22 protein-coding genes are annotated in these 20,815 nt (G+C 72.1%); 13 read left to right on the forward strand and 9 right to left on the reverse strand.

What is annotated here, in order from left to right; translation table 11 throughout:
- Positions 1-309 precede the first annotated feature (309 nt).
- Genes K2F47_RS41580 through K2F47_RS32210 form a run of 3 tightly spaced genes read left to right on the forward strand, consistent with a single transcriptional unit; the run spans position 310 to position 3,921 of the window.
- A complete protein-coding gene (locus K2F47_RS41580) occupies positions 310-1,461 on the forward strand; it encodes a SagB/ThcOx family dehydrogenase (RefSeq protein WP_242909794.1) in 1,152 nt (383 codons plus the stop codon).
- Positions 1,421-2,581: a nitroreductase family protein gene (locus K2F47_RS41585; RefSeq protein ID WP_242909795.1), complete on the forward strand. Its 1,161-nt coding sequence runs from the start codon at positions 1,421-1,423 to the stop codon at positions 2,579-2,581. The genes K2F47_RS41580 and K2F47_RS41585 overlap by 41 nt, the downstream gene beginning before the upstream one ends.
- A gap of 56 nt (positions 2,582-2,637) precedes the next feature.
- Entirely contained in the window at positions 2,638-3,921 is a 1,284-nt protein-coding gene (locus tag K2F47_RS32210) for an MFS transporter (protein ID WP_242909796.1), read from the forward strand.
- A 34-nt stretch (positions 3,922-3,955) separates the two neighbouring features.
- On the opposite strand, the gene K2F47_RS32215 is transcribed toward K2F47_RS32210, so the two are convergent.
- Complete coding sequence (locus tag K2F47_RS32215) at positions 3,956-4,501, reverse strand: cupin domain-containing protein (RefSeq protein WP_242909797.1); 546 nt, start codon at positions 4,499-4,501, stop codon at positions 3,956-3,958.
- A gap of 97 nt (positions 4,502-4,598) precedes the next feature.
- Here K2F47_RS32215 and K2F47_RS32220 point away from each other — a divergent pair, with 97 nt between their 5' ends.
- On the forward strand, positions 4,599-5,099 hold the full coding sequence (locus K2F47_RS32220) for a MarR family winged helix-turn-helix transcriptional regulator (protein WP_242909798.1): 501 nt from the start codon (positions 4,599-4,601) through the stop codon (positions 5,097-5,099).
- 192 nt (positions 5,100-5,291) lie between these two features.
- The gene (locus K2F47_RS32225; RefSeq protein WP_242909799.1) at positions 5,292-5,606 is read left to right on the forward strand and encodes a Rossmann-fold NAD(P)-binding domain-containing protein; all 315 of its coding nucleotides are present in this window, start codon (positions 5,292-5,294) and stop codon (positions 5,604-5,606) included.
- Positions 5,607-5,678: 72 nt separating this feature from the next.
- On the opposite strand, the gene K2F47_RS32230 is transcribed toward K2F47_RS32225, so the two are convergent.
- Positions 5,679-6,086 carry a YciI family protein gene (locus tag K2F47_RS32230; RefSeq protein WP_242909800.1) on the reverse strand — a complete coding sequence of 136 codons (408 nt, stop codon included), beginning with the start codon at positions 6,084-6,086 and terminating at the stop codon, positions 5,679-5,681.
- Positions 6,087-6,116: 30 nt separating this feature from the next.
- Positions 6,117-6,614 carry a pyridoxamine 5'-phosphate oxidase family protein gene (locus K2F47_RS32235; protein WP_242909801.1) on the reverse strand — a complete coding sequence of 166 codons (498 nt, stop codon included), beginning with the start codon at positions 6,612-6,614 and terminating at the stop codon, positions 6,117-6,119.
- A gap of 201 nt (positions 6,615-6,815) precedes the next feature.
- On the opposite strand from K2F47_RS32235, the gene K2F47_RS41590 reads away from it, so the two are divergent.
- Positions 6,816-7,991 (forward strand): tyrosine-type recombinase/integrase, encoded by a 1,176-nt coding sequence (locus K2F47_RS41590; protein WP_242909802.1) that lies wholly within the window; start codon positions 6,816-6,818, stop codon positions 7,989-7,991.
- 25 nt (positions 7,992-8,016) lie between these two features.
- On the opposite strand, the gene K2F47_RS32245 is transcribed toward K2F47_RS41590, so the two are convergent.
- From K2F47_RS32245 to K2F47_RS32255, 3 genes are all read right to left on the reverse strand, one after another.
- The gene (locus K2F47_RS32245; RefSeq protein WP_242909803.1) at positions 8,017-8,391 is read right to left on the reverse strand and encodes a VOC family protein; all 375 of its coding nucleotides are present in this window, start codon (positions 8,389-8,391) and stop codon (positions 8,017-8,019) included.
- Between the two features lie 90 nt (positions 8,392-8,481).
- Positions 8,482-9,711: an MFS transporter gene (locus K2F47_RS32250; RefSeq protein ID WP_242909804.1), complete on the reverse strand. Its 1,230-nt coding sequence runs from the start codon at positions 9,709-9,711 to the stop codon at positions 8,482-8,484.
- Between the two features lie 133 nt (positions 9,712-9,844).
- Entirely contained in the window at positions 9,845-10,333 is a 489-nt protein-coding gene (locus tag K2F47_RS32255; protein WP_242909805.1) for a hypothetical protein, read from the reverse strand.
- Between the two features lie 414 nt (positions 10,334-10,747).
- On the opposite strand from K2F47_RS32255, the gene K2F47_RS32260 reads away from it, so the two are divergent.
- Entirely contained in the window at positions 10,748-10,939 is a 192-nt protein-coding gene (locus K2F47_RS32260; protein WP_242909806.1) for a hypothetical protein, read from the forward strand.
- A 741-nt stretch (positions 10,940-11,680) separates the two neighbouring features.
- Positions 11,681-13,252, forward strand: a complete 1,572-nt coding sequence (locus K2F47_RS32265; RefSeq protein ID WP_242909807.1) for a DUF6851 domain-containing protein — start codon at positions 11,681-11,683, stop codon at positions 13,250-13,252.
- Positions 13,253-13,344: 92 nt separating this feature from the next.
- Here the strand turns inward: K2F47_RS32265 and K2F47_RS32270 are convergent, their stop codons facing one another.
- Positions 13,345-14,094 carry a DNA alkylation repair protein gene (locus tag K2F47_RS32270; RefSeq protein ID WP_242909808.1) on the reverse strand — a complete coding sequence of 250 codons (750 nt, stop codon included), beginning with the start codon at positions 14,092-14,094 and terminating at the stop codon, positions 13,345-13,347.
- Positions 14,095-14,285: 191 nt separating this feature from the next.
- Entirely contained in the window at positions 14,286-14,963 is a 678-nt protein-coding gene (locus tag K2F47_RS32275; RefSeq protein ID WP_242909809.1) for a class I SAM-dependent methyltransferase, read from the reverse strand.
- A 228-nt stretch (positions 14,964-15,191) separates the two neighbouring features.
- On the opposite strand from K2F47_RS32275, the gene K2F47_RS32280 reads away from it, so the two are divergent.
- From K2F47_RS32280 to K2F47_RS32290, 3 genes are read left to right on the forward strand one after another with little or no spacing between them, the layout of a single operon-like run.
- Positions 15,192-16,598: an MFS transporter gene (locus K2F47_RS32280; protein ID WP_242909810.1), complete on the forward strand. Its 1,407-nt coding sequence runs from the start codon at positions 15,192-15,194 to the stop codon at positions 16,596-16,598.
- A 27-nt stretch (positions 16,599-16,625) separates the two neighbouring features.
- Positions 16,626-17,414, forward strand: a complete 789-nt coding sequence (locus K2F47_RS32285; RefSeq protein ID WP_242909811.1) for an RNA ligase family protein — start codon at positions 16,626-16,628, stop codon at positions 17,412-17,414.
- A complete protein-coding gene (locus K2F47_RS32290; protein ID WP_242909812.1) occupies positions 17,398-18,522 on the forward strand; it encodes an AAA family ATPase in 1,125 nt (374 codons plus the stop codon). Before K2F47_RS32285 ends, K2F47_RS32290 begins: the two co-directional genes overlap by 17 nt.
- A 27-nt stretch (positions 18,523-18,549) precedes the next feature.
- Here K2F47_RS32290 and K2F47_RS32295 read toward each other — a convergent pair whose 3' ends face one another.
- Positions 18,550-19,506: an alpha/beta hydrolase gene (locus K2F47_RS32295; RefSeq protein WP_242909813.1), complete on the reverse strand. Its 957-nt coding sequence runs from the start codon at positions 19,504-19,506 to the stop codon at positions 18,550-18,552.
- A gap of 193 nt (positions 19,507-19,699) precedes the next feature.
- Here K2F47_RS32295 and K2F47_RS32300 point away from each other — a divergent pair, with 193 nt between their 5' ends.
- Both K2F47_RS32300 and K2F47_RS32305 read left to right on the forward strand, forming a co-directional pair.
- On the forward strand, positions 19,700-20,173 hold the full coding sequence (locus K2F47_RS32300; protein ID WP_242909814.1) for a phage holin family protein: 474 nt from the start codon (positions 19,700-19,702) through the stop codon (positions 20,171-20,173).
- A complete protein-coding gene (locus K2F47_RS32305; RefSeq protein ID WP_242909815.1) occupies positions 20,170-20,808 on the forward strand; it encodes a DUF3618 domain-containing protein in 639 nt (212 codons plus the stop codon). The genes K2F47_RS32300 and K2F47_RS32305 overlap by 4 nt, the downstream gene beginning before the upstream one ends.
- Positions 20,809-20,815: the final 7 nt, after the last annotated feature.

Consider the following 20,815-nt stretch of genomic DNA (forward strand, 5'->3'; position numbering starts at 1 on the left):
GAAATTACAGACGGTAAGCGTTCCGTGATTGTTGGCGCACCTTGACCAGATCAACTTCGCTGGCCGAACCTTCTGCTTGTCCGAATCTCCTACCAGGCCCCTCGGGCTGGAAAGGAAGGCCGTCATGCAGGCCATCATCACGCGGAAGACCGTCGCGGTCGAGACCAAGAAGGGATCGGTCGAGGTCCGCTGCACGACCCCGTCGATCCACGCCACCATGCAGCACCCCGGCTGATAATCGCCCGGTCGCATACCGGCGGGCCCTCCCTCGTGGCAGGGCCCGCCTTCCCGGGCGCGTGAGGAGGAACAGTGACGAGTGCGTTGTTTCCCGACAGTAAGTACGAATTGTCTCCGCTCTTTCGGGCGGAGCGATCCCTGGACTCCGAGGACGTCTTCAAACTCTTCAGCGGCACCGGTTCCGACCGGCAGACGCTGGAGTTCTCCAGCGCCGACCTTCTGAACTGGCTGCTGTCCCTGACCCAACCCGCTCCCCGCGCCGAGCTGGAACGTTCGCTGGCGCGGCGGCTGGATTTCGCCGACCTGGAAGAGGCCTCGACGCTCGTCGACTACTTCATCGAGCATGAGACCCTCACGCCGGAGGACGTGGCGAGCCGCTATCGCGTCAAGGGCGACATCTGGGAACGGTGGGGGTGGCGCGACGCCTACGACTTCCACGCCGCCACCCGCGGTCTCCGATTCGAGAAGCTGTGGGGCAGCGAGAAGGGGCGCGAGCTGTTCGAGAGCTACGTGGCGGATCCGTCGTTCGGCCCGCAGCCGACCATCTTCAAAGAAATAGAGGCGATCGGGCCCGCGGTCGGTTTCCAGGAGGACGACGACGAGGCACCGATCGGGGGGAGAACGCTGGCCGATGCGCTGACCTGCACCGCCCCCGCGCTGCCCGCCGATGACGTTGGAGCGCTCCGCGTCGAGGACCTCGGTGCGCTGCTCGGGCACGCCTTCAGTACTCAGCGCACCATGGAAGTGGCCGTGCTGGGCCCGCACCAGCAGAAGTGCTACCCGTCGGGCGGTGCCCGGCACCCGCTGGAGCTCTATGTGGCTGCTCGCCGGGTGGACGGCCTTCCCGCCGGGATCTACCACTATGACCCGCTGCTTCGAGAGCTGAACCCGGTCGCCGACTCCGCCGCTGTCGCCCAGATCGACGGCGTGGCGCCGGACCGTCCGGAGATGGCGGCCGCGGATGCGGTGCTGTTCCTCACCGTCCGCTGGATACGGCACAACTGGAAGTACCGCTACGCGAGGTCCTATCGGATGGTCCTCATGGAAGCCGGGCACGCCGCCCAGGCGCTTCGCGTGGCCGGGTCCGCCTTGGACCTGGACCTTGCCTGCTCGCCGACCGTGGACGAGGCGGGGGCGGAGCGGGCCCTGGGCCTTCTCGATCAGTGGCAGGAGTCGGTCGTGGGTGTTCTCGGAGTCGGCAGGAGGCACAACCGTGATCAGTGAACCGGCGCAGGACGTGACGGCGGTGGCGGAGCACCGGCTGCTCTGGCCGACACAGCCGGTGATCGGACGCCGTGCCCTCACCGATCCCACCCGGCTCGAAGTCGCCTGGGGAGAGGGACCGGGCCGGCGGTGCTTTCGCACCGACTCGCCGGCGCTCGTCACGCTCCTGGTGGGACTGCGCGGCCCGATCACATCGGCCCAACTGGCGCAGCGGATCGCGGAGGCCGCAGGGTCGCCGCTCGTGCAGGCGCGGGAGACCGTCCGCGCCCTCGTGACCGATGGACTGCTGGTGACCGAACCTCACCTGCCCACAGAGTCGGAACTCATCTGGTCCAGGATCGGATGGCGGGACGCCGCCGTCCTGCACGCCGCAACGAGAACATCCGGCGAGGCGGCCGGCATGTCGGGGGCAACGCGGCCGGAAGAGCCGCTGCCGCTGCCGCGTGATCTGGTGTCCTCCCGCGCCGTCGCGCTGCCGCCTGCCTCCGAGCGTCTGAAGAGCGTTCCCGCCCTCGAAGCGCTGGGCAAGCGCCGCACACATCGCAACTTCAGCGACACGACGCTGTCCGTGCAGCAACTCGCCGACATCCTGCACTGGACGTTCAGGCATATCGTCTCCGCCGGCGGCAGGAGCCTCCACACCACCCCGTTCTCCGCAGGTCGGCCGGACGACCGGGTCGCCGCCCACCCGGTGACGGCCTTCCTGCTGCTCGATCCCGAGACCGGGCCGGCCGAGCTGCTGGAGATCGACTGGCGGTTCCGGTACAGCCCCGCCCATCACGCGCTGGAGCCGACCGGCAGCGGGCGCCCCGAAATGGCCTCCATCAGCGAGTTGCTCTGGGACCAGGACTTCAGCGTCGGAGCACCCGCCTTCGTCATCTTCGCCCTCAACTGGAGCGAGTACATGACACGGATTCCGAGCTCGCACGCCTATCGCCAAACCCAGTTCGACCTTGGCGCCTTCATGCAGACCGCGCTCATGGTGGCGGCCGCGCTGGATGTCCGCACCTTTCTGACGCCCGCTCTGGACGACGAGCGATTCGCTCGCATCCTGGGCACCGAGGACAGCGAGCAGGCGCCCAGTTACATGCTCGCGCTCGGAGCCCGCCCCACCCCTTAAAGGCCTGGCTCCGGCCACCCGACCAGAAACCGGTTCCGGCCCGGCATAGAGAGCACATGATCAACTCAGAGTTGAGCAGTCCCCCGAGCGCTGAGCGCCCGAGAAGACCCCTCGCCCGCGTCCTCGCGCTCGTCCTCGGCGACGATGTCGCGCCGTCGCTGTGGCCCATCCTCATGATCACTCTCGTCAGCACCGCCACCTTCACCGGCGTGTGGAGCTATGCGGGAGTGTGGGCCAAGACCTCCGTTCACGCATCGGCGGCGGCGGTCGGCGTGATGTTCCTCTCCTACGCCGGCGGCTGCGGAATCACCGGCTATGTCGGAGGCCGCCTGTCGGACCGTTTCGGGCGGCGACGCGTAATGGTCGGCGGGTGGACGCTGGCCTCCGCGCTGATTCTGACATTGCCGCTGGTTCCCGGAGCGGCACCGGTCAAGCTGGGATGGGCGGTCCTGGCGATGGCGGCGGGCTCCCCGGCGACATCGGCGAGCAATACCGCCGTCGCCGACCTGGCCCCCGCGGAAGAGCAGGAACGCGCCTACGCCTCCAGCCGAGTCATGTTCAACATCGGCTCCATGCTGGGCCCGCCGATGGCGGGTCTGGTGCTATTGACGCACAGTTGGACGCTGCTGTTCATCTGCGCGGGCGTCCTCGGGCTGGCGACCGTGGCGATCGTCCTGACATGGATGCCCAGGACGTCCCCGGCACGCAACGGGAAAGCCGATAGAAGACCGGCACAGGGCTCCAGGACGGGTATCTGGCGAGACCATCCGTTCGTGCTGCTGCTGGCGTCGACACTCCTCGGCTACTTCATCTACGTGACCTACTCCTCCGTGCTCCCGGTGGTCGCCGTGTCGGACTATCACCTGGCGCCGTCCGCATGGGGGTTCATCTACGCGATCAATCCGATCATCGTCGTGCTCTTCCAGATGAGAATCACCCGTGTGACCCGCACGATCTCCTCGTCGGTGAAGCTGACCCTGGCCAGCCTGCTCATGGGGGTCTCCTTCCTGATCCTCCTCCTGCTCCCCAACATCGTGGGTGTCGTGCTGTTGACGGGGGCATTCGTCATCGGCGAAATGCTCTGGGCTCCCGTCTCCCAGAGCCTCGCCGTGCGCATGGCACCGGAGGACGAGCGCGGCAGCTACATGGGGGCGTTCAGAGGCTCGGGCCAGATCGCCATGGGACTGGCCCCCTTCGTCATGCTGTGGGTCCACGAATCCGGGAACACTCCGACCTGGATCACCATCGGCGCGATTTCCGTACTGGCCGCGGGTGTCGGTTGGGTGGCCGCCCAGAAAACACGCCCAAGGAAGGAGCCGGCGCAGGAGAACCGGACATAGACCCGGGTGAAGGCTCTTCACGGCTGGGTTTGTGTCACTGCGCATCGCGGGATCGCCACGACTGTGCCGCCGGGCCCTTGGTCATGTCGGTGAAATAGCTGTCGTGGTGGAGGAAGAAGGCGAGCCGTTCCTTCTCGCTCATGTCGGCGAGGTGGCCGACGCCCTCGAAGTAGCCTTCCCGCGCTGCGCCGGGGGTGAACAGCATCAGGAAGTCGATCGGCTCGCCGGACTCGTTGCCGAAGGAGTGCAGGCCGCCCGGCGGCACGTGGAAGAAGTCTCCCGCCGATGCGTCGAACCACCGCCGGCCGTCGTAGACCCGCAGGGTCCCCGTCACGACGTAGAACGATTCGGACACCGTCTTGTGGAAGTGGGTCCCCGTCCCGGCGGCTTCGGCGCCCATCCGGACCCGGTAGAGGCCGAACTCCCCACCGGTCGAGGCCTTGGTGGCCAGATAGTCGGTCCGTCCGCCGGACGGTGTGACAAGGTCGGCCGGGGTGTCGGCGGGGCGGTGACGGGCGCTGACTTCTCCCTGGTCTCCGTGGTAGCGAGGCGGCGGGTAGTCGCTGTCCAGCCAGGACATGTCATCTCCTTGTGTCCGAGGTCGATCGTGAGGAGGTTCAGAGTTCCATTTCTCTTCCTGGTAAGATACCAATAAGAGACTAGCAAAGAGGTGCGGGATGGGCGACGCCGTCGACGCGGTGATGGACGCTTGGCGCCGGGAGCGTCCCGACGTGGACGTTTGGCCGGTCGGGGTGGTGGGCCGGATCCAACGGCTCTCCCGGCTCCTGGAGGCGGAGCTCCAACGCTTCTTCCGCCGCTACGGCCTGGACAACGGCGAGGCCGACGTGCTGACCACGCTCCGGCGGTCGGGCGAACCCTGCGAGCTGACCCCCGGCCAGCTCGTCAAGGCGTCCATGGTCACCTCGGGCGCCATCACCAAGCGCATCGACCGCATGGTGGCGAAGAACCTCGTCGAGCGGGTCCCGGACGCCCTCGACCGCCGCACGGTGCGGATCCGGCTCACCGCCCACGGCCGCAAGACCATTGACGACCTGTTCGCCCTGCACATCGCCAACGAGGTACGCCTGCTCCAGGCACTCGACCGCGACCGGGCGGACGGGCTGGCCGACGCGCTGCGCGTCCTGCTGGAGTCGTTCGGCGACACGTCCCTCACCTGAGAGGGCAGCGCGCCCACATCCGTGCCCGGCGGAGCCGGCGAGGCTCGGGATACCACGTGACCTGGTGTGTAGTACTGGCAGGGCCGGCTAGGCCCTTGGTGAGTCGGCTGGGCGAAGTGCGGATTCAGGGGTGGACACTGCTGGACCCGCGTGCCCGGCTGGTGTGGCGCGAGCGGGAACGCGTCGCCGCTGATGACGCGCTCCCCGAGTTCCCGGCGTGGTGGTCAGAGCACCGCGTCCAGGAGCGCAGCACCGGCCTCGAAAGCCTCCGCCACCCGGACCCGCCGGCAGACGCTCGCGGGGCAGGGCGTCGGCGACCCCGACCGCGCGGGCGACGCCGTCCTCGCCCTGGTGGACGCGGAGAAGCCCCCCGTGCACATCCTGCTCGGCTCGGACGCGGTACGCCTGGTCGCCGCCGGGCGCCGACGCGTCCAGGACGACTTCGACGCCTGGGAGGAGCTCAGCCGCTCCACCGACTCCACCGGGGGCGGAGTGACGGTCGCCTGACCGTCGAGTGGTGCCCGGGAGTCTGGGCTGGGCTTCGAGGACACAAGGCCAGTGCCCGCCGGTCGGTCGCGTTCACTCGGTGGCCGCGGGCGCCTCGGCCAGGAACGGGCGGACCTCCAGCCATTCGTAGATCGGCTTGCCGCCGGGGCCGGGGGCGGCCGACAGCTCCCCCGCCACCTCGACCGCGCGGTCCCAGGACGGCACGTCGATGATGTACCACCCGGCGATGAGGTCCTTGGTCTCGGCGAAGGGGCCGTCGGTCACCGGCGGGCGGCCCTGGCCGTCGTGGCGCACGAAGGCGCCCTCGGGAGCCAGCGCCTGGGTGTCGACGAACTCGCCCCGCTCTTGCAGGCGGGCGCCGAACTCGCGCATGTACTGGAAGTGCGCGTCGACCTCCTCCGGCGTCCACTGGTCCAGCGTCCCGTACTCGACGGTGGGGGCCGGGCCGCCCTGGTAGTGCTTGAGGATCAGGTACTTCATCGTGGTTCCCCTTGTCTCGTCGGTGTCCGGTCAGCCGCGCCGGCGTTCGTCCCGCTGCCGGACCAGTTCCTCGACCGCGCTCGGGAGGGTCGTGTCGAAGTCGATCAGTTTCGCCCAGGTCGGGGCCACGACGATCCGGACCATGCTCTCGTAGAGCGAGCGGACCTCGGCCTCCCAGGCGACCCGCTGCTCGGCCGTCATCTCGTAGGAGCCGTTGATCTGGAGGAACTCGTCCGGGATGCCCTCGACGACGTCCAGCTCCGCCCGGCCGCGGAGCAGCAGGATCTTGGGCGGGTGCACTTCGGTGTCGATCGTCAGGGCGACGGCGGGGTTGCTGCGCAGGGCGGGAAGTTTCGGGGCGTTCGTCGTGGTGCACATCACGATCTCCGACCCGTTCCAGGTGAACGAGATCGGGATCGCGCGGGGCGTCCCGTCCTGGGCGACGTAGGCCAGGCGGGTCACGTCGCGGGCCAGCAGCTCCTGGCTGAGCGGGCGGTTCAGGACCTCGGCGACTTCGTCCGGCTTCATGGTGGCCTCCCCTTGCTCACGTGGCCGTCGTGGCCACTCGTACCCCGGGGACGGAGCCGGCGCCGCGTTCTCGACACCTCGGGCGACCGATCTTCAAAAAGTTTTCGGCCCGCCCGGCCCGCTCGGGCTCTGCGAGCGTCGGTGAGCGGACGTCTAAGCTGGCGGCGCATCACAGGCGATTCGACGACGGTGGGTGAGACGGTGCCGGAGACCCCGCGACCCGGCGGTTCGCCGGGCTCCGAGGGCGGCCCGCCGATCCGCGGAGTGGTGCTCGGCGCCGGTGACGTCCCGCCGCGGGCGCCGCGTGTGCCGGTGCCGCCCCCGGACGGGACGCTCGCGCGGCCCGCGCTGCCGCTGGCCGCCGACGCGCTCGCCAAGCTGGACGCCGACCTCGGCCGGGTGCAGGTCGCGCGGATCGGGGGCCGCCGCGTCTACCGGCGGCGGATCGAGCTGCTGGCCGAGGCGTGCACGCCCGAGACGTTCGGGCTGGTGCTGGACTGGCTCAGCAGCACCCGCCGCGCCTCGGCGGCCACCAAGCGCAACTATGTGGACGACCTGCGCCGCGTCTGGGCGCCGCTGGCACGCGAACTCGGCCACGACGCCTTCGCCGTCGGCTGCCTGACCCGCGAGCACATCCGCATGTGGCGGCTGCGCCAGGAGGGGGCCGGGACGGCGCAGCGCAGCATCGCCCGCTACGTCGCGTGCCTGTCCTCGCTGCACGTCCACGCGGCCGGACGGCTGGACACGCCGCTGGTCAACCCCGTCACGCAGGACGACCGGCCGCGCATCCCGGCCGGCAACACCGCCACCTCCACCCCGGTCCTGGAGGTCGGGCAGGTCCGCGCGGTGGCCGGCTGCGCGCACGGCGACCTGGACCTTCTCGTGGTGATGCTGCTCTACACCCTGGCCGGGCGGGTCACCGAGATCTGCGCCGCCGACGTCACCGACCTGGCCGTCGAGGGCGACCGGACCGTCCTGCGCCTGACCCGCAAGGGCGGGAAGCGGCGCGCGCTGCCGCTGCCCGACCGGTGCGCGCGGCTGCTGCGCCGCGTCATCGGCGACCGCACGTCCGGGCCGCTGCTGCTGGACGCGGCGGGCCGCCGCCTCGACCGCCACGACCTCGACCGGATCAGCACGCGGCTGGGCCGCGCCGCCGGCGTCCTGCCCGGCCGGGACCTCACCCCGCATGTCTGGCGCGCCTCCCGGATCACCCACATGCTCGACGCCGGGGTCCCGCTCGCCGAGGTCCAGGAGTTCGCCGACCACGCCAATCCCGCCACCACGATCGGCTACTGGGAACGCCGGGCCCGCGCCCAGCGCGCCACCGCCCATGTGGACCAGGCGGTGGCCGTCTTCGACGGCCTCGTCCCCACCTGAGGCCGCGTCCCGGGAACCGGGCGGCTCAGCTCAGCCGGGCGCGGAGGAGGCAGAACTCGTTGCCCTCGGGGTCGGCCAGGCAGTGCCAGGACTCCTCGCCGGTCTGGCCGATGTCGACCGGGCGCGCGCCCAGCTCCAGCAGGCGTTCGAGTTCGGCGTCCTGGTCGCGGTCGGTGGCGTTGACGTCGATGTGCAGCGGCAGCTTGGCCACCCTGGGGTCGGTCGAAGGGCTGAGGATCAGGGTCGGTTGCAGGCCGCCGAACCCCTCCCGCGGCCCGATCTCCACCGAGCCGTCGTCGTCGGTGTGGAGCACGACGAAGTCCAGCACCTCGCACCAGAACGCGGCGAGCCGCTGCGGGTCCCGGCAGTCGAGCACCAGCTCAGAGATACGCGAAGCCATGATCGGCATCCTACGGCGCGTCCCTTCCACGCGGCCAACGCATCACCGGGACGCGGCGCCCCCGACCCGCCTGGTGAGATGCCCGGCGGGCTACTCGACGGCGGCGGCCGGGCGGGCGGCGGTGTCGTGCTCGGCCAGGGCGGACGCCGTGAGGACGCGGAACACCGGCACGATCATCAGTGCGGTGGTGCCGGCGGCCAGGGCGAAGACCAGCCGCGGACCGGTGGCCTCGGCGATGAGCCCGGCGAGGGCGGCGCCGAGCGGGACCGCGCCCCAGCCGAGCGTCCGGCTGGCGCCGCCGACGCGTCCGAGCAGCTCGTCGGGGGTGAGGCGCTGCCGCAGCGTCCGGACCACGACGTTCCACATGCCGCTGCCCAGGCCCCCGGCGAAGGTGGCGCAGCCGATGATCCAGGGGTTGGCGGTGAGCGCGGGCGTGCCCAGCAGGACGACGCTGGTGACGACGTCGCCGGCGAGCACCCAGCGGGTGCCGAGCCCGCGCTGGACGAAGGCCGTCAGGAAGCTGCCCGCCACGCCGCCGACCGCCAGGGCGCTGAGCAGCACGCCGTAGCCGACGGAGTTGAGGCCGACCGGCCCGGGCTCGACCACGTACAGCACGAGCACCGCCGTCCACGCGCTCCAGCACGCGGCCATCCCCGTCACCATCAGCGCGAGCGTCCGCAGGACCCGGTGGTTCCACAGGAACCGGAGGCCGTCGGCGATGTCGGCGCGGACCGTGGTGGGCGCCGACCTCGCCGGACGGTAGGCGCCGCGCAGCAGCAGCATCCCGGCGGCGGCGAGGAGGTAGGCACCGGCGATGCCGCCGGCGGCGAGGGCCGTCCCGCCGAGGATCAGCGCGCCGCCGACGGGCGGGCCGACGAACTCGTTGAGGGTCGACTCGGTCCCCTGGAGCCAGGAGTTGGCCCGGTCGAGACGGTCGCGGCCGACGACGGCGGGGACGAGCGCGCTCGTGCCGATGTCGGCGAAGGTCTCCCCGAGGCCGATCAGGAACGCGGCGGCGTAGAGGGCGCCGAGCGAGCCGAGGTCGGACAGCAGCGCGGCGCACAGCGCCAGTGCGGCCGCGCAGCGGGCGGTGTTCGCGCCGAGGATGAGGACGCGGCGGTTCGTCCGGTCGACGAGGGCGCCCGCGACGAGGGGGGCGGCGGCGTAGGGCAGGGTGCGCGCGAACGTGGCCCCGGCGACCAGGGCGGGTACGTCGGTGAGGCGGGTGGCCAGCAGGGGGAAGACGGTGATGGCGAGGCCGTCGCCCAGGTTTCCGCCGGCGGCGGTGAGCCACACGCCGAAGAACCCTCGAACTCTCATCTGCGGACTCCCGGGAGCGGCGCCGGGACGGCGCGTGCGGTGGACGGCGGGAACGGGGACGGCGGGAACGGGGACGGCACGAGCAGAGGCCCAGCCACCGGATGCCCGGTGACTGGGCCTCGGGTGCGCGGGGTCAGCAGAGGAGCGCGGCGGTGGCGCGGGTGAAGGTCCCCTCGCCGTGGCCGCGGACGGTGTGCGCGAACGCCGCGCGCGCGTTGGCGGGCGCCGGGACGGTGCCGACCGGCTCGAGGTCGTACTCCGACAGCATCGCCCGGACCTGCTCGCCCACGCAGTGGACGCCCTTGTTGCCGAGGATGGTGTCGGCGAGCCGCCCGACCAGGCCGGTCGCCGCGTCGCCGGACCACGTCGACACGACGTACTCGCCGTCGCCCACGCGCTCGAAGAAGCGGATGTCGGCTCCGCCCGCGCTCTCGGTGAGCAGGACGAAGATGCGCCGGTCGGCGAGCTCCATGTCCATGCCGTCCATCTTGCGGATGATCGTTTCGGGATCGCCGTAGAGGTCGTGCACCTCGGGCGACCAGGAGTAGGCCGTGCAGCCCAGGGCCTCCTGTGCGGCTTCCGCTGCGCCTGCGTGCATCTGGTGCTGGGTCTCGGCGGTCATCGGGACTCCTCTCTCGGTCCGCAGAACATTCGCGGGGAGATCCGCGCCGACCGTGGGCTGGGTTCCCACGTGGTGCGCACCCAGATTCTCTGCGCTCGCCCACGCCGGATCAACCGGGCGATTACCCTTTTGCTGTGGTTTTACGAACGGCCCCGGGGGCCTTGGTGTCCGCAAGTCGGGTTGCGGACGCTCGATGGCCCGAAAATGCGGGTCGGTCTATTCTGGTGGTCCGTTCCATAAGGGCCCGATAGCCGTTTTCGGAACGGCCCGGAGGATGCCCGTAAACCGGACTTCACTCCGGACGCTCCGGCCCTTTTGCGAAGAGATCGGCGGGCCCTGTGCGGCACCGTCTCGTGGTGTCCGCACCGGGGCGGGTACCGCCGGACGCGACGCGGCGCGAGCAGGTCAGCGCAGGTGATCGGTGAGACGGCTGTGAAGGGTGGCGAAGCCGGTGTCGCCGACTCGCGGGATGGTGGCGAGCCCGTGCTGGAGGACGAGAAAATCAAGGAAATGCTCGATCCGTCGCCGCAGTACGCAATAGGCGGACGCGTCTTTCGCTGTCTAAACGGGATGTTCTCGGCTGAGGCAACGCCCTGCGGCCGGTAGGCGACGATGATCACGCGCCTCGGTCGGAAATTGGCGATGGAGCGCGGCCGTTTGCGCTCAAGGCTCCAGTGTTCGAGGCCGCCCGGGCGGCAGCGCGCAATTCAACGCCGCCGCAACGAAACCGGCCTTTCCCGGGCCCAGTTGCTCGTCCCGACCGACCTGTCCGCCCCCGGTCTGCGCCGGACGGCCGAGCATCTGGCATGCGAGCGGTCGCCGGGGTGCCCGGGCGCCTGGGCGCGGGTGTTACAGGGAATGTGTCGCCTTCTTCCAGAGTGCTGACCTTGGACGATGGCCGGAATAGGCCTCCTGGCCAGGCGCTACGCGCGGAATCGGGGGGTGTGACGCGTTCACGATCGCGTTGTGACAGCCGGGCTCAGCTGGTGAAAGCGTGCCGCGCCGGTCCCCCGGCGGGGCCCGCGCCCGTCCGGCGCGGAACTCCCGAGCGGGGGCGGGCGGCGTTCACCGGCGTCTTGCGTGTCGTCGCGATCGCCGCCATCATTCAGATCAATTCGCCCCGGCTTTATCGCGACGACCTGCAAGCCGTGCTATATACCGTCAACCGGCGGAAATTTCCACCCCGTACGCGAAGATTCTGACCCTGCCCCGACGGACGCCCGGTAATGCGACGAACGCATTTCCGCAGAGTGGCCTGCCCGCGAACACAGACGCACCAATCAGTCCCCTCCCCGGCCGGACGAACAACGGCCGCTTGCTTCGCGAGCCGATGAAAGGACGCACACCATGACCGCATCCGGACGTTTTCCCGACCAGGGTTTCTCCATGCGACGCAGGTCGCTGCTGCTCGGCGGGCTCGGCAGTGCCGCCCTGGTCACGCTGGGTACCACCCAGACGGCCAGCGCCCAGTCCGCGCTGCGGGCGCGGGCGGAGAATTTCGACTTCGAGAAGGGCAACTTCATCCGGGACCTGCTCGACTCGCAGGACCCGCGGTCGAACCCGGACGTGTTCGCCCCGATGGACGTGACGCTCGTGGAGTGGGCCAGCCACCTGAACCAGACGGCGTGGTTCGACGCGGTGGCGCCCTACCATCCGACCGCGGTCGGCATCATCACCCGGATCCCTCGCCGTCCTTCAAGCGAGTCGAACACCAACCGGAACAAGAACATCGCCGCCCTGCACGCCTCGTGGCAGCTGCTCAAGGGCGTGGTGCCGGAGCGGTCGGGTTTCCGGAGCCTGTTGCTCTTTGTGGGTCTGAACCCCGATGACGAGTCTTTGGACCCGACGACTCCGGTGGGCATCGGCAACCTTGCCGGAAAGGGCGCGGTCGCCTATGGACGCAATGACGGTATGAACATGCTCGGCTACGACGGCGGCCGCAAGTACAACCCGCGGCCTTTCGCGGATTACACCGGCTACGAGCCCGTGAACACGGCCTACGAGTTGATCAACCCTTCGCGCTGGCAGCCGAAGCTGGGCCCGCACCGGCGCCGCCTGGGCGCGCCGGCGCCGGGGACGACCGGGATCGGCGACAAGGGCATCTACACCGTCCAGCACTTCGCCACCGCGCACATGGGGCGGGTGAAGGCCATGACGTTCAAGGACCCGGGCCAGTTCGGCCTCGCCCCGCCCGAGTACATCGATCACCACCGCAAGAAGGCCTACAAGGCCACGGTGGACCACGTCCTGGAGGTGTCGGCGGGGCTCACCGAGGAGCAGAAGGTGAAGGCGGAGCTCTTCGACGACAAGCTGCTGGGCATCAGCCGGTCGGTGTTCGCCGCGGCCAGGGCCAATGACAAGAAGCTGGACCTGGACGGCTGGGTCCACCTGTTCGCCACGAACACGCTGGCGGTGTTCGACTCGACGGTCGCGATGTGGCACTACAAGCGCAAGTACGACGTCGTGCGGCCGGGCAGCGCGATCCAGCACGTGTACGGCCATTCCCGGGTGACGTCCTGGGGCGGGCCCGGCAAGGGGACGGTCAGGGACATGCCCGCCGACCAGTGGGCCAGTTACCTGAACATGCCCGACCACCCGGAGTACCCGTCGGGTTCTTCGGGGGTGTGCGCCGCGCAGGCGCAGGCGTGCCGCCGCTTCCTCGGCAACGACCTCCTGGACCTGAGCATGACCATTCCCGCCGGTTGGACGCTGGTGGAGCCGGGGGTCACCCCCTCCAAGGAGCTCAAGCTGCACTGGTCCAACTGGACCGATTTCGCGGACGACTGCCTCCACAGCCGCGTGTGGGGCGGGGTGCACTACCTCCAGTCGTGCCTGAGGTCCGCCGACTTCGGCAAGCAGTTCGGCGACCGGTCCTATGATCTGGTGCAGCGGCACATCAAGGGCGACGTCGGCCACTGACCGCGGCGTTCGGCGGAATCTGTGGAAGCCCGGGGCGGAATCCCGCCCCGGGCTTTTCCGGTGAGGTGCGCGCGAATACCTGAGGTTTCCCGTCAGCCGCCTTCCGCGAGGCGCTTCTTCATTCCCAGGTAGTACGTCCGCTGCTCCTTGTCGAAGTGCTCGATCGCGGTGCGCAGCGTGATCCGCGGCAGGGTGGCGGCGTGGGCGTCCAGGAATTTCATCAGCCTGGCGCGATCGTGCCTGCCCGCCTCGCGCAGGAGCCACCCGAGGGCGGTGTGGACCTTGTCGTGCTCGTCGTCGCGCAGCAGCTCCGCGAGCCGGAAGGTGTCGTCGAGGTCGCCCCGCCCGACGAAGGCGAGCGTGCTGACGAGCGCGATGCGGTGTTCCCACCAGTTGTCGGAGGCGGCCATCTCGTACAGGACGTCGCGCGGCCGGTCCAGCAGGTAGAGGCCGACGATCTGGTGGGAGCTGATGTCCACCAGCCCCCAGCTGTTGATCTTGTGCTTGTACTTCATGTACAGCGCGTAGAGCACGGCGCGCTCGTCGTCGGTGGCCTTCTTGTGCTTGGCCTTGTTGCCCATGACGCGCAGCGCGCCCGCCCGCAGCTCGGGCATGGGGCTGGCGAGGAGCCGCTCGACGTCGTCGAGGGGCATGGCCGTGAACGGCCGCGCCGTCGTGAGGATCTTGCCCATCCCCACCCCGAGGTCGATGTCGCCGCCGCCGGGATTCTCGCCGGCGGGATCGCCGGCCCAGAAATGTCGCCGGAGGAGTTCGAGCTGCTCGGCCGAGCAGTGCTCCTCGACTTTTCTCACATACTGCTCGGCGGTGACGTCGGAGGTCATGCCGGAGTGCTCCTTTCGCGCGCACGCAGCCCGAACCGAATGGCGGCGATATAGTGCGTCATCGTCTCACGGTTCGCACCGGGGCAGGAATGAACCGGTCTCGTTCGGCTCCTCCCTGGGGCCGTGCGGCAATCTAGGATATGCCGTCCGGAAATGGGTGGGGAAGGGGCGGGGCCGGCCTGTTGCGGGGGTCAGGCGTCCGGGGTGCGTGCCCTGACGCCCAGGACGATCGGGGTCGGGTCGCCGGTCTCGGCGAACCGTTCGAGCGTCATCCCCGCGTCCAGGAATGCGTGCATCAGCTCGGGCAGCGGGCGGTGGGTGGCGCCGACCCTGGCGCGCACGCCCTGGTCGGTCCAGGACGCCGTGGTCCAGTGGCCGTCGCGGTAGCCGGGACGGATGACGACCGCGTCCGGGTCGGCGCGGTCGGCGAACCCGCCGCAGAAGCAGGGGTGGACGCCGACGTGCACGAACACTCCCCCGGGCCGCAGGACGCGGGCCGCCTCGCGGAGCACCGCCGGGTAGGCGGGCATGTCGGTGTGGACCATCACCGCCGTGACGGCGGGCAGCGACGCGTCCCGGACCGGCAGGCGTGCGGCGTCGGCGCGCACGACGGGCAGGCGGCCGCGGGCGTGCCGCAGCATCCCGGCGGACAGGTCGGCGCCGAGCGGCGTCCAGCCGAGGGCGCGGACGCGGGCGGCGTGCACGCCGGTGCCGCACCCGATCTCCAGGCAGGGCCCGCGGCCCTCGCCGAGGAGGTCGCGCAGGACGCCGCCGAGCCCGAACGCGTCGCCCTCTCCGGCGGGGTCGTGGCCGAGGAACTCGTGCTCGTACCAGTCGGCGATGTCGTCGTAGGCCGCGGTCGGTGCCATCCGCCACTCCCCTTGTGATCACAGGTCGGCCCTTCGCGGCCGACTCTAGCCGCCGAGGCGTCCCGGGACGTCCGGGAGCGAGCGCGGCAGGCCGCCGGAGGAGAACGGCCGTAAGCGTCGCAGCAGGACTACGCCGAGGTGGCGGGCCGGGTGCCCGAGGACGAGGCGGTGACCCGGTGGCGGGATGGTTCGGTCCTTTGTGAAACGTCCGGGGTGCACGGTGGGGGCATGGGTGCGCCGATATCGACGGCCGGGACTTCCGCGCCTGGGCGGGTGGCGCGGCGGGGCGTGATGCTCGCCGTGCTGTGCGCGGGGATGTTCCTGGTCCTGCTGGACGTGACGATCGTCAACGTCGCGCTGCCGGGGATCGGGCGGGCGCTCGGGACGGGCCTGCCGGGGTTGCAGGGGGTGGTGGACGGCTACGCGGTCGCGATCGCGGGGCTGCTGCTGGGCGGCGGGGCGCTCGGCGACCGGGTGGGGCACCGGGGGCTGACGCTGGCGGGGTTCGGGTTGTTCGGGGCGGCATCGCTGGCGTGCGGGGCGGCGCCGGGCGCGGGCCCGCTGATCGCGGCGCGCGCCGTCCAGGGGGCGGGGGCGGCGCTGCTGCTGCCGGGGAGCCTGGCGCTGGTCACGGCGGCGTATCCGGGGCGGGCCGAGCAGGCGCGGGCGCTCGGGATGTGGGCGGGGATCTCCTCGACGGCGCTGCCGGCCGGGCCGCTGCTGGGCGGGCTGCTGGTGGACGCGGCGGGCTGGCGGTGGATCTTCCTGTTGAACGTGCCGATCGTGGCGGCGGCGGTCGCGGGGATCTGGGTGCTGGTGCCCGGGTCGCGCGGCGCCGGGCGGGCGGCGGTGCCGCTGGACCGGGCCGGGATGGTGCTGGCGCCGCTGACGCTGGGCGGGCTGGTGTGGACGGTGATCGTCGCGGGTCACGGGCAGCGCGGCGGCGCCGTCCTGGCGGGGGCGCTGACGGGGGCGGCCGCGGCGGCGCTGGTGCTGGTCGAGCGGCGGGCGGCGGCGGCGCTGGTGCCGGGCGGGCTGCTGCGCGCCCCGGCGTTCCTGGGCGTCAACGCGATCGCTTTGCTGATGAACCTGGCGACGAACGGGGTGCTGTTCGTGACGACGCTGCGGCTCCAGCAGGGCGAGCACCGCTCCGCGCTGGCGGCGGGGGCGATGCTGCTGCCGATGGCGGTGCCGCTGGCGGTGCTGGCGCCGGTCTCCGGGCGGCTGACGGCGCGGTTCGGGGCCCGTCGGCCGCTGGTCGCGGGGACGGCGGTGGCCGCCGCCGGTTCGCTGAGCCTGCTGCACGTCGGTTCGGGCGCGTCCTACCCGGCGCTGCTGCCCGCGTTGGTGGGCATCGGCGTGGGGGACGGTCTCATCGTGACGGCGGTGGTCGCGGCGGCGATGCGCGCGGCGCCCGCGCGGCACGCGGGCCTGTCGGGCGGGGTCAACAACACGGCGCGGCAGGTCGGGACCGCGCTGGGCGTCGCGGTGTACGGGGCGGTCGCGGGCTCGGCGCTGGAGGCGGCGCGGTTCACGGCGCGGCTGCACGTGCTCGGGTGGGTGACGGTCGGGTTGTGGGCGGCGGCGCTGGCGCTGGCCACGGTGGTCCCCGCGCGCGAAAACCGGTTGGCGTGACCGGCGCGGTTCACTAGAACAGGCGGCATGCTCCGCAAATATCCGCGCACCCGGCACATCGCGGGATCCCGGTTGCAGCCGGGCGACCACGACCTGGCCGCCGTGCCGTTCGAGGAGGTCGCCGGGCGGCACCTGGTGGTGGAGGAGAAGCTGGACGGCGCCAACTGCGGTGTCAGCTTCTCCGCCGGGGGCGAGCTGCGGTTGCAGAGCCGGGGCCACTACCTGACGGGCGGGCCGCGCGAGCGCCAGTTCGCGCCGCTCAAGGCGTGGGCGGCGTCGGTGCGGCACGTCCTGTGGGAGCGGCTGGGCGACCGGTATGTGATGTACGGGGAGTGGCTGTACGCCAAGCACACCGTCTTCTATGACGCGCTCCCCCACTACTTCTGCGAGTTCGACGTCCTGGACCGGCGGGACGGGACGTTCCTGTCGACGGCGCGGCGCCGCGCGCTGCTGGAGGGGACGCCGGTGGTGTCGGTGCCCGTCCTGCACGAGGGGAGGCTGCGGGACGTGGCGGCGCTGACCGCGCTGGTGGGGCCCTCGACGTGCCGGACGCCCGGGTGGCGGGACGCGCTGCGGGCCGCGGCCGAGGCGGGCGGCGCCGACCCGGACCGCGCGGTGGCCGAGTCCGACGCGTCCGAGGAGATGGAGGGCCTCTACGTCAAGGTGGAGGAGGGCGGGCGGACCGTCGACCGCCTGAAGTGGGTGCGGCCGGGTTTCCTGACCGCGATCCTGGACGCGGGGACGCACTGGCAGGGCCGCCCGATCATCGCCAACGGCCTGGCCGACCCGGAGGTGCTGTATGCGGGTGTTCGCTGAGCTGTGCCCGGCGCCGCCGGGCTGGGCGGTGCCGTGGGCGGAGATCGGTGAGGCGTTCGCGTGGGTGCGGGCGCTCGCGGGCGTCCCGCAGGACGCCGTCCACCACGCCGAAGGGGACGTCGCGGTCCACACCCGCATGGCGTGCGAGGCGCTGGCCGCGTCGCCGCAGTGGCGGGCGCGGTCGGCGGCGGAGCGGGTCCGGCTGTTCGCGGCGGTGCTGATGCACGACGTCGCGAAGCCGTACTGCACCCGCGCCGACGGGGAGGGGCGGATCACCGCGCACGGGCATTCGCGGCGCGGCGACCTGATGGTGCGGCGGATCCTGTGGGAGCTGGGCGCGCCGGTCGCGTGGCGCGAGCACGTCGCCGCGCTCGTCCGCCACCACCAGGTGCCGTTCTGGGCGCTGGAGCGGCCCGACCTGCAACCGATCGCGTTCCGGGTGAGCCTGCTGGCCCGCAACGACGACTTGGCGCTGCTGGCGGAGGCCGACATCCGCGGCCGGGTCTGCGGGGACCTGGAGGAGGTGCTGGAGAACATCGCCCTCTACCGGGAGTACTGCGCCGAGCAGGGGTGCCTGGACGGGCCGCGCGTGTTCCCCTCCGACCACGCCCGGTTCTGGTACTTCCGCAGGCCGGGCCGCGACCCGGGCTATGCCGCCTTCGACGACACGCGGCTGACGGTGACGGTGCTGTCGGGGCTCCCGGGGTCGGGGAAGGACCACTGGATCGCGGCGCACCGCCCGGACGTGCCGGTGGTGAGCCTGGACCGGCTGCGCGCCGAGATGGGCGTGGCGCCCTCGGGCGACCAGCGGGCGGTGGCGGCGGCCGCGCACGAGCTGGCGCGCGGGCACCTGCGGGCGGGCCGGTCGTTCGTGTGGAACGCCACGAACGTGTCGCGGCAGCTCCGCGAGCAGTGCACGGGCCTGGCCGCCGGCTACCGGGCGCGGGTGGAGGTGGTGGCGCTGGAGGCGCCGCCCGCGGTGCTGCGCGGCCGCAACCGCGCCCGGGCGGCGCCCGTGCCGGACGCGGTGGTGGACCGACTCGTCCGGCGGTGGGAGACGCCCGACCCGACCGAGGGGCACCGCGTCGAGTGGCTCACCACCGCCTGAGCCCGCCTTCCCGCCTTTCCCGCCTGGTCAGCCGTCGGCGACGGCGCGCGCGAGGTAGTCGGCCTGGCGGCCCCGTTCGCGGCGCGCGACCGTCAGGGGGAAGGAGGCGAAGCCGTGCATGGCCTCGGCGACGACCTCCAGTTCGGTGGCGTTGCCGGCGGCGCGCCAGCGCGCGGCCATGAACAGCGAGTCGTCCAGCAGCGGGTCCTCGGTGCCGACGGTGAACCGGGCGGGCGGCATGCCGCGCAGGTCGGCGTACAGCGGCGAGATGCCGGGGTCGCGGCGCTCCTCGGGGGTCAGGCCGGGCAGGTACTGGTCGTAGAACCAGCGCATCGCCGGGGTGGAGGTGAACAGCCGGTCGGCGCCGTCGCGCTGGCTGGGCGTCATCGACAGGTCGAACACGCCGTAGGACAGCTGCGCGGCGCGGAAGGCGGGCGCGTCGGTGCCCAGGCGCAGGAGGGCGAGGACGGCCAGGTGGGCGCCGGAGGAGTCGCCGCCGATGACGAGCCGGTCGGTGCCGAACCGGCCGGCGGCGTGGTCGAGGAGCCAGCGCGCCACGTCCTCGCAGTCGTCGGCGGCGGCGGGGTGGGGGTGCTCGGGCGCGAGCCGGTATCCGACGCTGACGACCGAGAGGTGCGCCGCCTGGGCGAGGTCCCACAGGTAGACGTCCTGGGCTTCGGCGGAGCCGAGCGTCCAGCCGCCGCCGTGCAGGAACATCAGGACGCCGCGCGCGTCCTCGTGCTCGAACACGCGGACGGGGACGTCCCCGCCGCGTCCGGGGACCGCCTGGTTGGTGCCCTCGGGTAGCAGGACGGGGCCGGGGAAGGAGCCGTTGCCGGCGGCGGAGGCCGCGCGGATCGCGACCGGGTCCCCGATCTCGTGCGGCTTCGGCCTGCCCGCCAGTGACGCCTTCAGCGCGGCGTGCTCGGCCCGGGTCGCCTCCGCGACGTCCAGGCCGGTCGTGATGTAACCCTCGTTCGCCATGCCGGGAGTGTGGCAGCAGGCCCGGCCATGATCCAGGCCGGGGGCGGGCCGTGTGCGGCGGCCGCGTGCGGTGGGGGCGCCGGTGTGTGGCGGGCCGGCCACGTTTAGGCGCGGGGCAGGGGGAACGGCTTCTCGCGAGCGTCGACACGTTCGCGGCGTTCCGGACGAGAGCACGCGGAGGAGGCCTGAGGCCATGAGCACCGTGCGGTCGACACACGACGGCGGGGCGCCCGCCCCGAGCCTGGGCGCGTCCCGGCAGGACGTCGGCGTCCCGGACCAGCGCGAGGGGCCGGGCACCGGCGAGCTGGTGCGGCAGGCGGCGCAGCAGGTGTCGGAGCTGATGCGCGCCGAGCTGCGGCTGGCCGCCGCCGAGCTGAAGGACAAGGGCAAACACGCCGGGATGGGCGCGGGCCTGTACGGCGGCGCGGGCCTGGTGGCCCTGTACGGGGTGGGGGTGCTGCTGGCGGCGGCGGTGGCGGCGCTGGCGCTGGTGCTGCCGGTGTGGGCGTCCGCGCTGGTCATCGGCGCGGTGCTGCTGGCCGTGGCGGGGGTGCTGGCGATGCTGGGGCGGCGGCAGACCGCGCGGGCGACGCCGCCCAAGCCGGAGATGGCGATGGACGAAGCGCGCCAGACCGTGAGCGACCTCAAGAAGAGAGCGCACCGATGACCACGCAGGACAAGCCGCACAGCACTCCGCACGGCACCTCTCACGGCACCGCTCACGGCGCCGAGTCCGAGACCGAGGAGCTGCGGCACGAGGTCGACCGGGCGCGTCATGACCTGGGCGCGACGGTGGAGGCGCTGGCCGCCAAGGCGGACGTGAAGGCGATGGCGCGGGAGAAGGTCGCCGAGGCCCGGACGCGGGCGCGGGCGGCGGTGGCCTCGGCGCGGGGCGCGGCGGCGTCCCGGACGGCGTCGGCGAAGGCGGCCGCGGGCTCGCCGCAGGCCCGGACGCGGGCGGGCCAGGTCGGCGCGGTCGCGGGGGCGGCCGGTGCGGCGGTCGCGGGTGCGGTGCTGCTGCGCCGCCGGGCGGCCGCGGCGCGCCGTCGCGGCTGGTCCGGTCAGGTGCGGCGCGGGGCGGGGCGGGTGGCGTCCGGCTCGTCCGGGCTGGCGGGCACGGCCCGCTCGACCGGGGCGCGGTGGGCGGCCCGGGCGCCGAGCCCGCGGAAGGTACCGGGCCTGGCACGTGCCGTGCCGCGTGCTCTGCCGCGTATGGGCAGGTCACGCCGGTCGCGGACGGCGGGGTGGGCGCGGCTCGTGCGGGCGCGGGGCCGGCACCGGTCCGCGTGGTGGCGGCGCTGACGAAAAC

The organism is Actinomadura terrae (genome assembly GCF_022751215.1).
GTDB lineage: Bacteria > Actinomycetota > Actinomycetes > Streptosporangiales > Streptosporangiaceae > Spirillospora > Spirillospora terrae.

What these genes read in the sequence shown, in the direction of transcription:
- K2F47_RS32210 (WP_242909796.1), top strand. Translation starts at nt 2,638, where the DNA reads ATGATCAACTCAGAGTTGAGCAGTCCCCCGAGCGCTGAGCGCCCGAGA.
- K2F47_RS32290 (WP_242909812.1), top strand. Translation starts at nt 17,398, where the DNA reads ATGCGGGTGTTCGCTGAGCTGTGCCCGGCGCCGCCGGGCTGGGCGGTG.
- K2F47_RS32250 (WP_242909804.1), bottom strand. Translation starts at nt 9,711, where the DNA reads ATGAGAGTTCGAGGGTTCTTCGGCGTGTGGCTCACCGCCGCCGGCGGA.
- K2F47_RS32230 (WP_242909800.1), bottom strand. Translation starts at nt 6,086, where the DNA reads ATGAAGTACCTGATCCTCAAGCACTACCAGGGCGGCCCGGCCCCCACC.
- K2F47_RS32275 (WP_242909809.1), bottom strand. Translation starts at nt 14,963, where the DNA reads ATGGCACCGACCGCGGCCTACGACGACATCGCCGACTGGTACGAGCAC.
- K2F47_RS32220 (WP_242909798.1), top strand. Translation starts at nt 4,599, where the DNA reads ATGGGCGACGCCGTCGACGCGGTGATGGACGCTTGGCGCCGGGAGCGT.
- K2F47_RS32270 (WP_242909808.1), bottom strand. Translation starts at nt 14,094, where the DNA reads ATGACCTCCGACGTCACCGCCGAGCAGTATGTGAGAAAAGTCGAGGAG.
- K2F47_RS32235 (WP_242909801.1), bottom strand. Translation starts at nt 6,614, where the DNA reads ATGAAGCCGGACGAAGTCGCCGAGGTCCTGAACCGCCCGCTCAGCCAG.
- K2F47_RS32225 (WP_242909799.1), top strand. Translation starts at nt 5,292, where the DNA reads ATGACGCGCTCCCCGAGTTCCCGGCGTGGTGGTCAGAGCACCGCGTCC.
- K2F47_RS32295 (WP_242909813.1), bottom strand. Translation starts at nt 19,506, where the DNA reads ATGGCGAACGAGGGTTACATCACGACCGGCCTGGACGTCGCGGAGGCG.
- K2F47_RS32300 (WP_242909814.1), top strand. Translation starts at nt 19,700, where the DNA reads ATGAGCACCGTGCGGTCGACACACGACGGCGGGGCGCCCGCCCCGAGC.
- K2F47_RS32265 (WP_242909807.1), top strand. Translation starts at nt 11,681, where the DNA reads ATGACCGCATCCGGACGTTTTCCCGACCAGGGTTTCTCCATGCGACGC.
- K2F47_RS32245 (WP_242909803.1), bottom strand. Translation starts at nt 8,391, where the DNA reads ATGGCTTCGCGTATCTCTGAGCTGGTGCTCGACTGCCGGGACCCGCAG.
- K2F47_RS32280 (WP_242909810.1), top strand. Translation starts at nt 15,192, where the DNA reads ATGGGTGCGCCGATATCGACGGCCGGGACTTCCGCGCCTGGGCGGGTG.
- K2F47_RS32285 (WP_242909811.1), top strand. Translation starts at nt 16,626, where the DNA reads ATGCTCCGCAAATATCCGCGCACCCGGCACATCGCGGGATCCCGGTTG.
- K2F47_RS32305 (WP_242909815.1), top strand. Translation starts at nt 20,170, where the DNA reads ATGACCACGCAGGACAAGCCGCACAGCACTCCGCACGGCACCTCTCAC.
- K2F47_RS32215 (WP_242909797.1), bottom strand. Translation starts at nt 4,501, where the DNA reads ATGTCCTGGCTGGACAGCGACTACCCGCCGCCTCGCTACCACGGAGAC.
- K2F47_RS32255 (WP_242909805.1), bottom strand. Translation starts at nt 10,333, where the DNA reads ATGACCGCCGAGACCCAGCACCAGATGCACGCAGGCGCAGCGGAAGCC.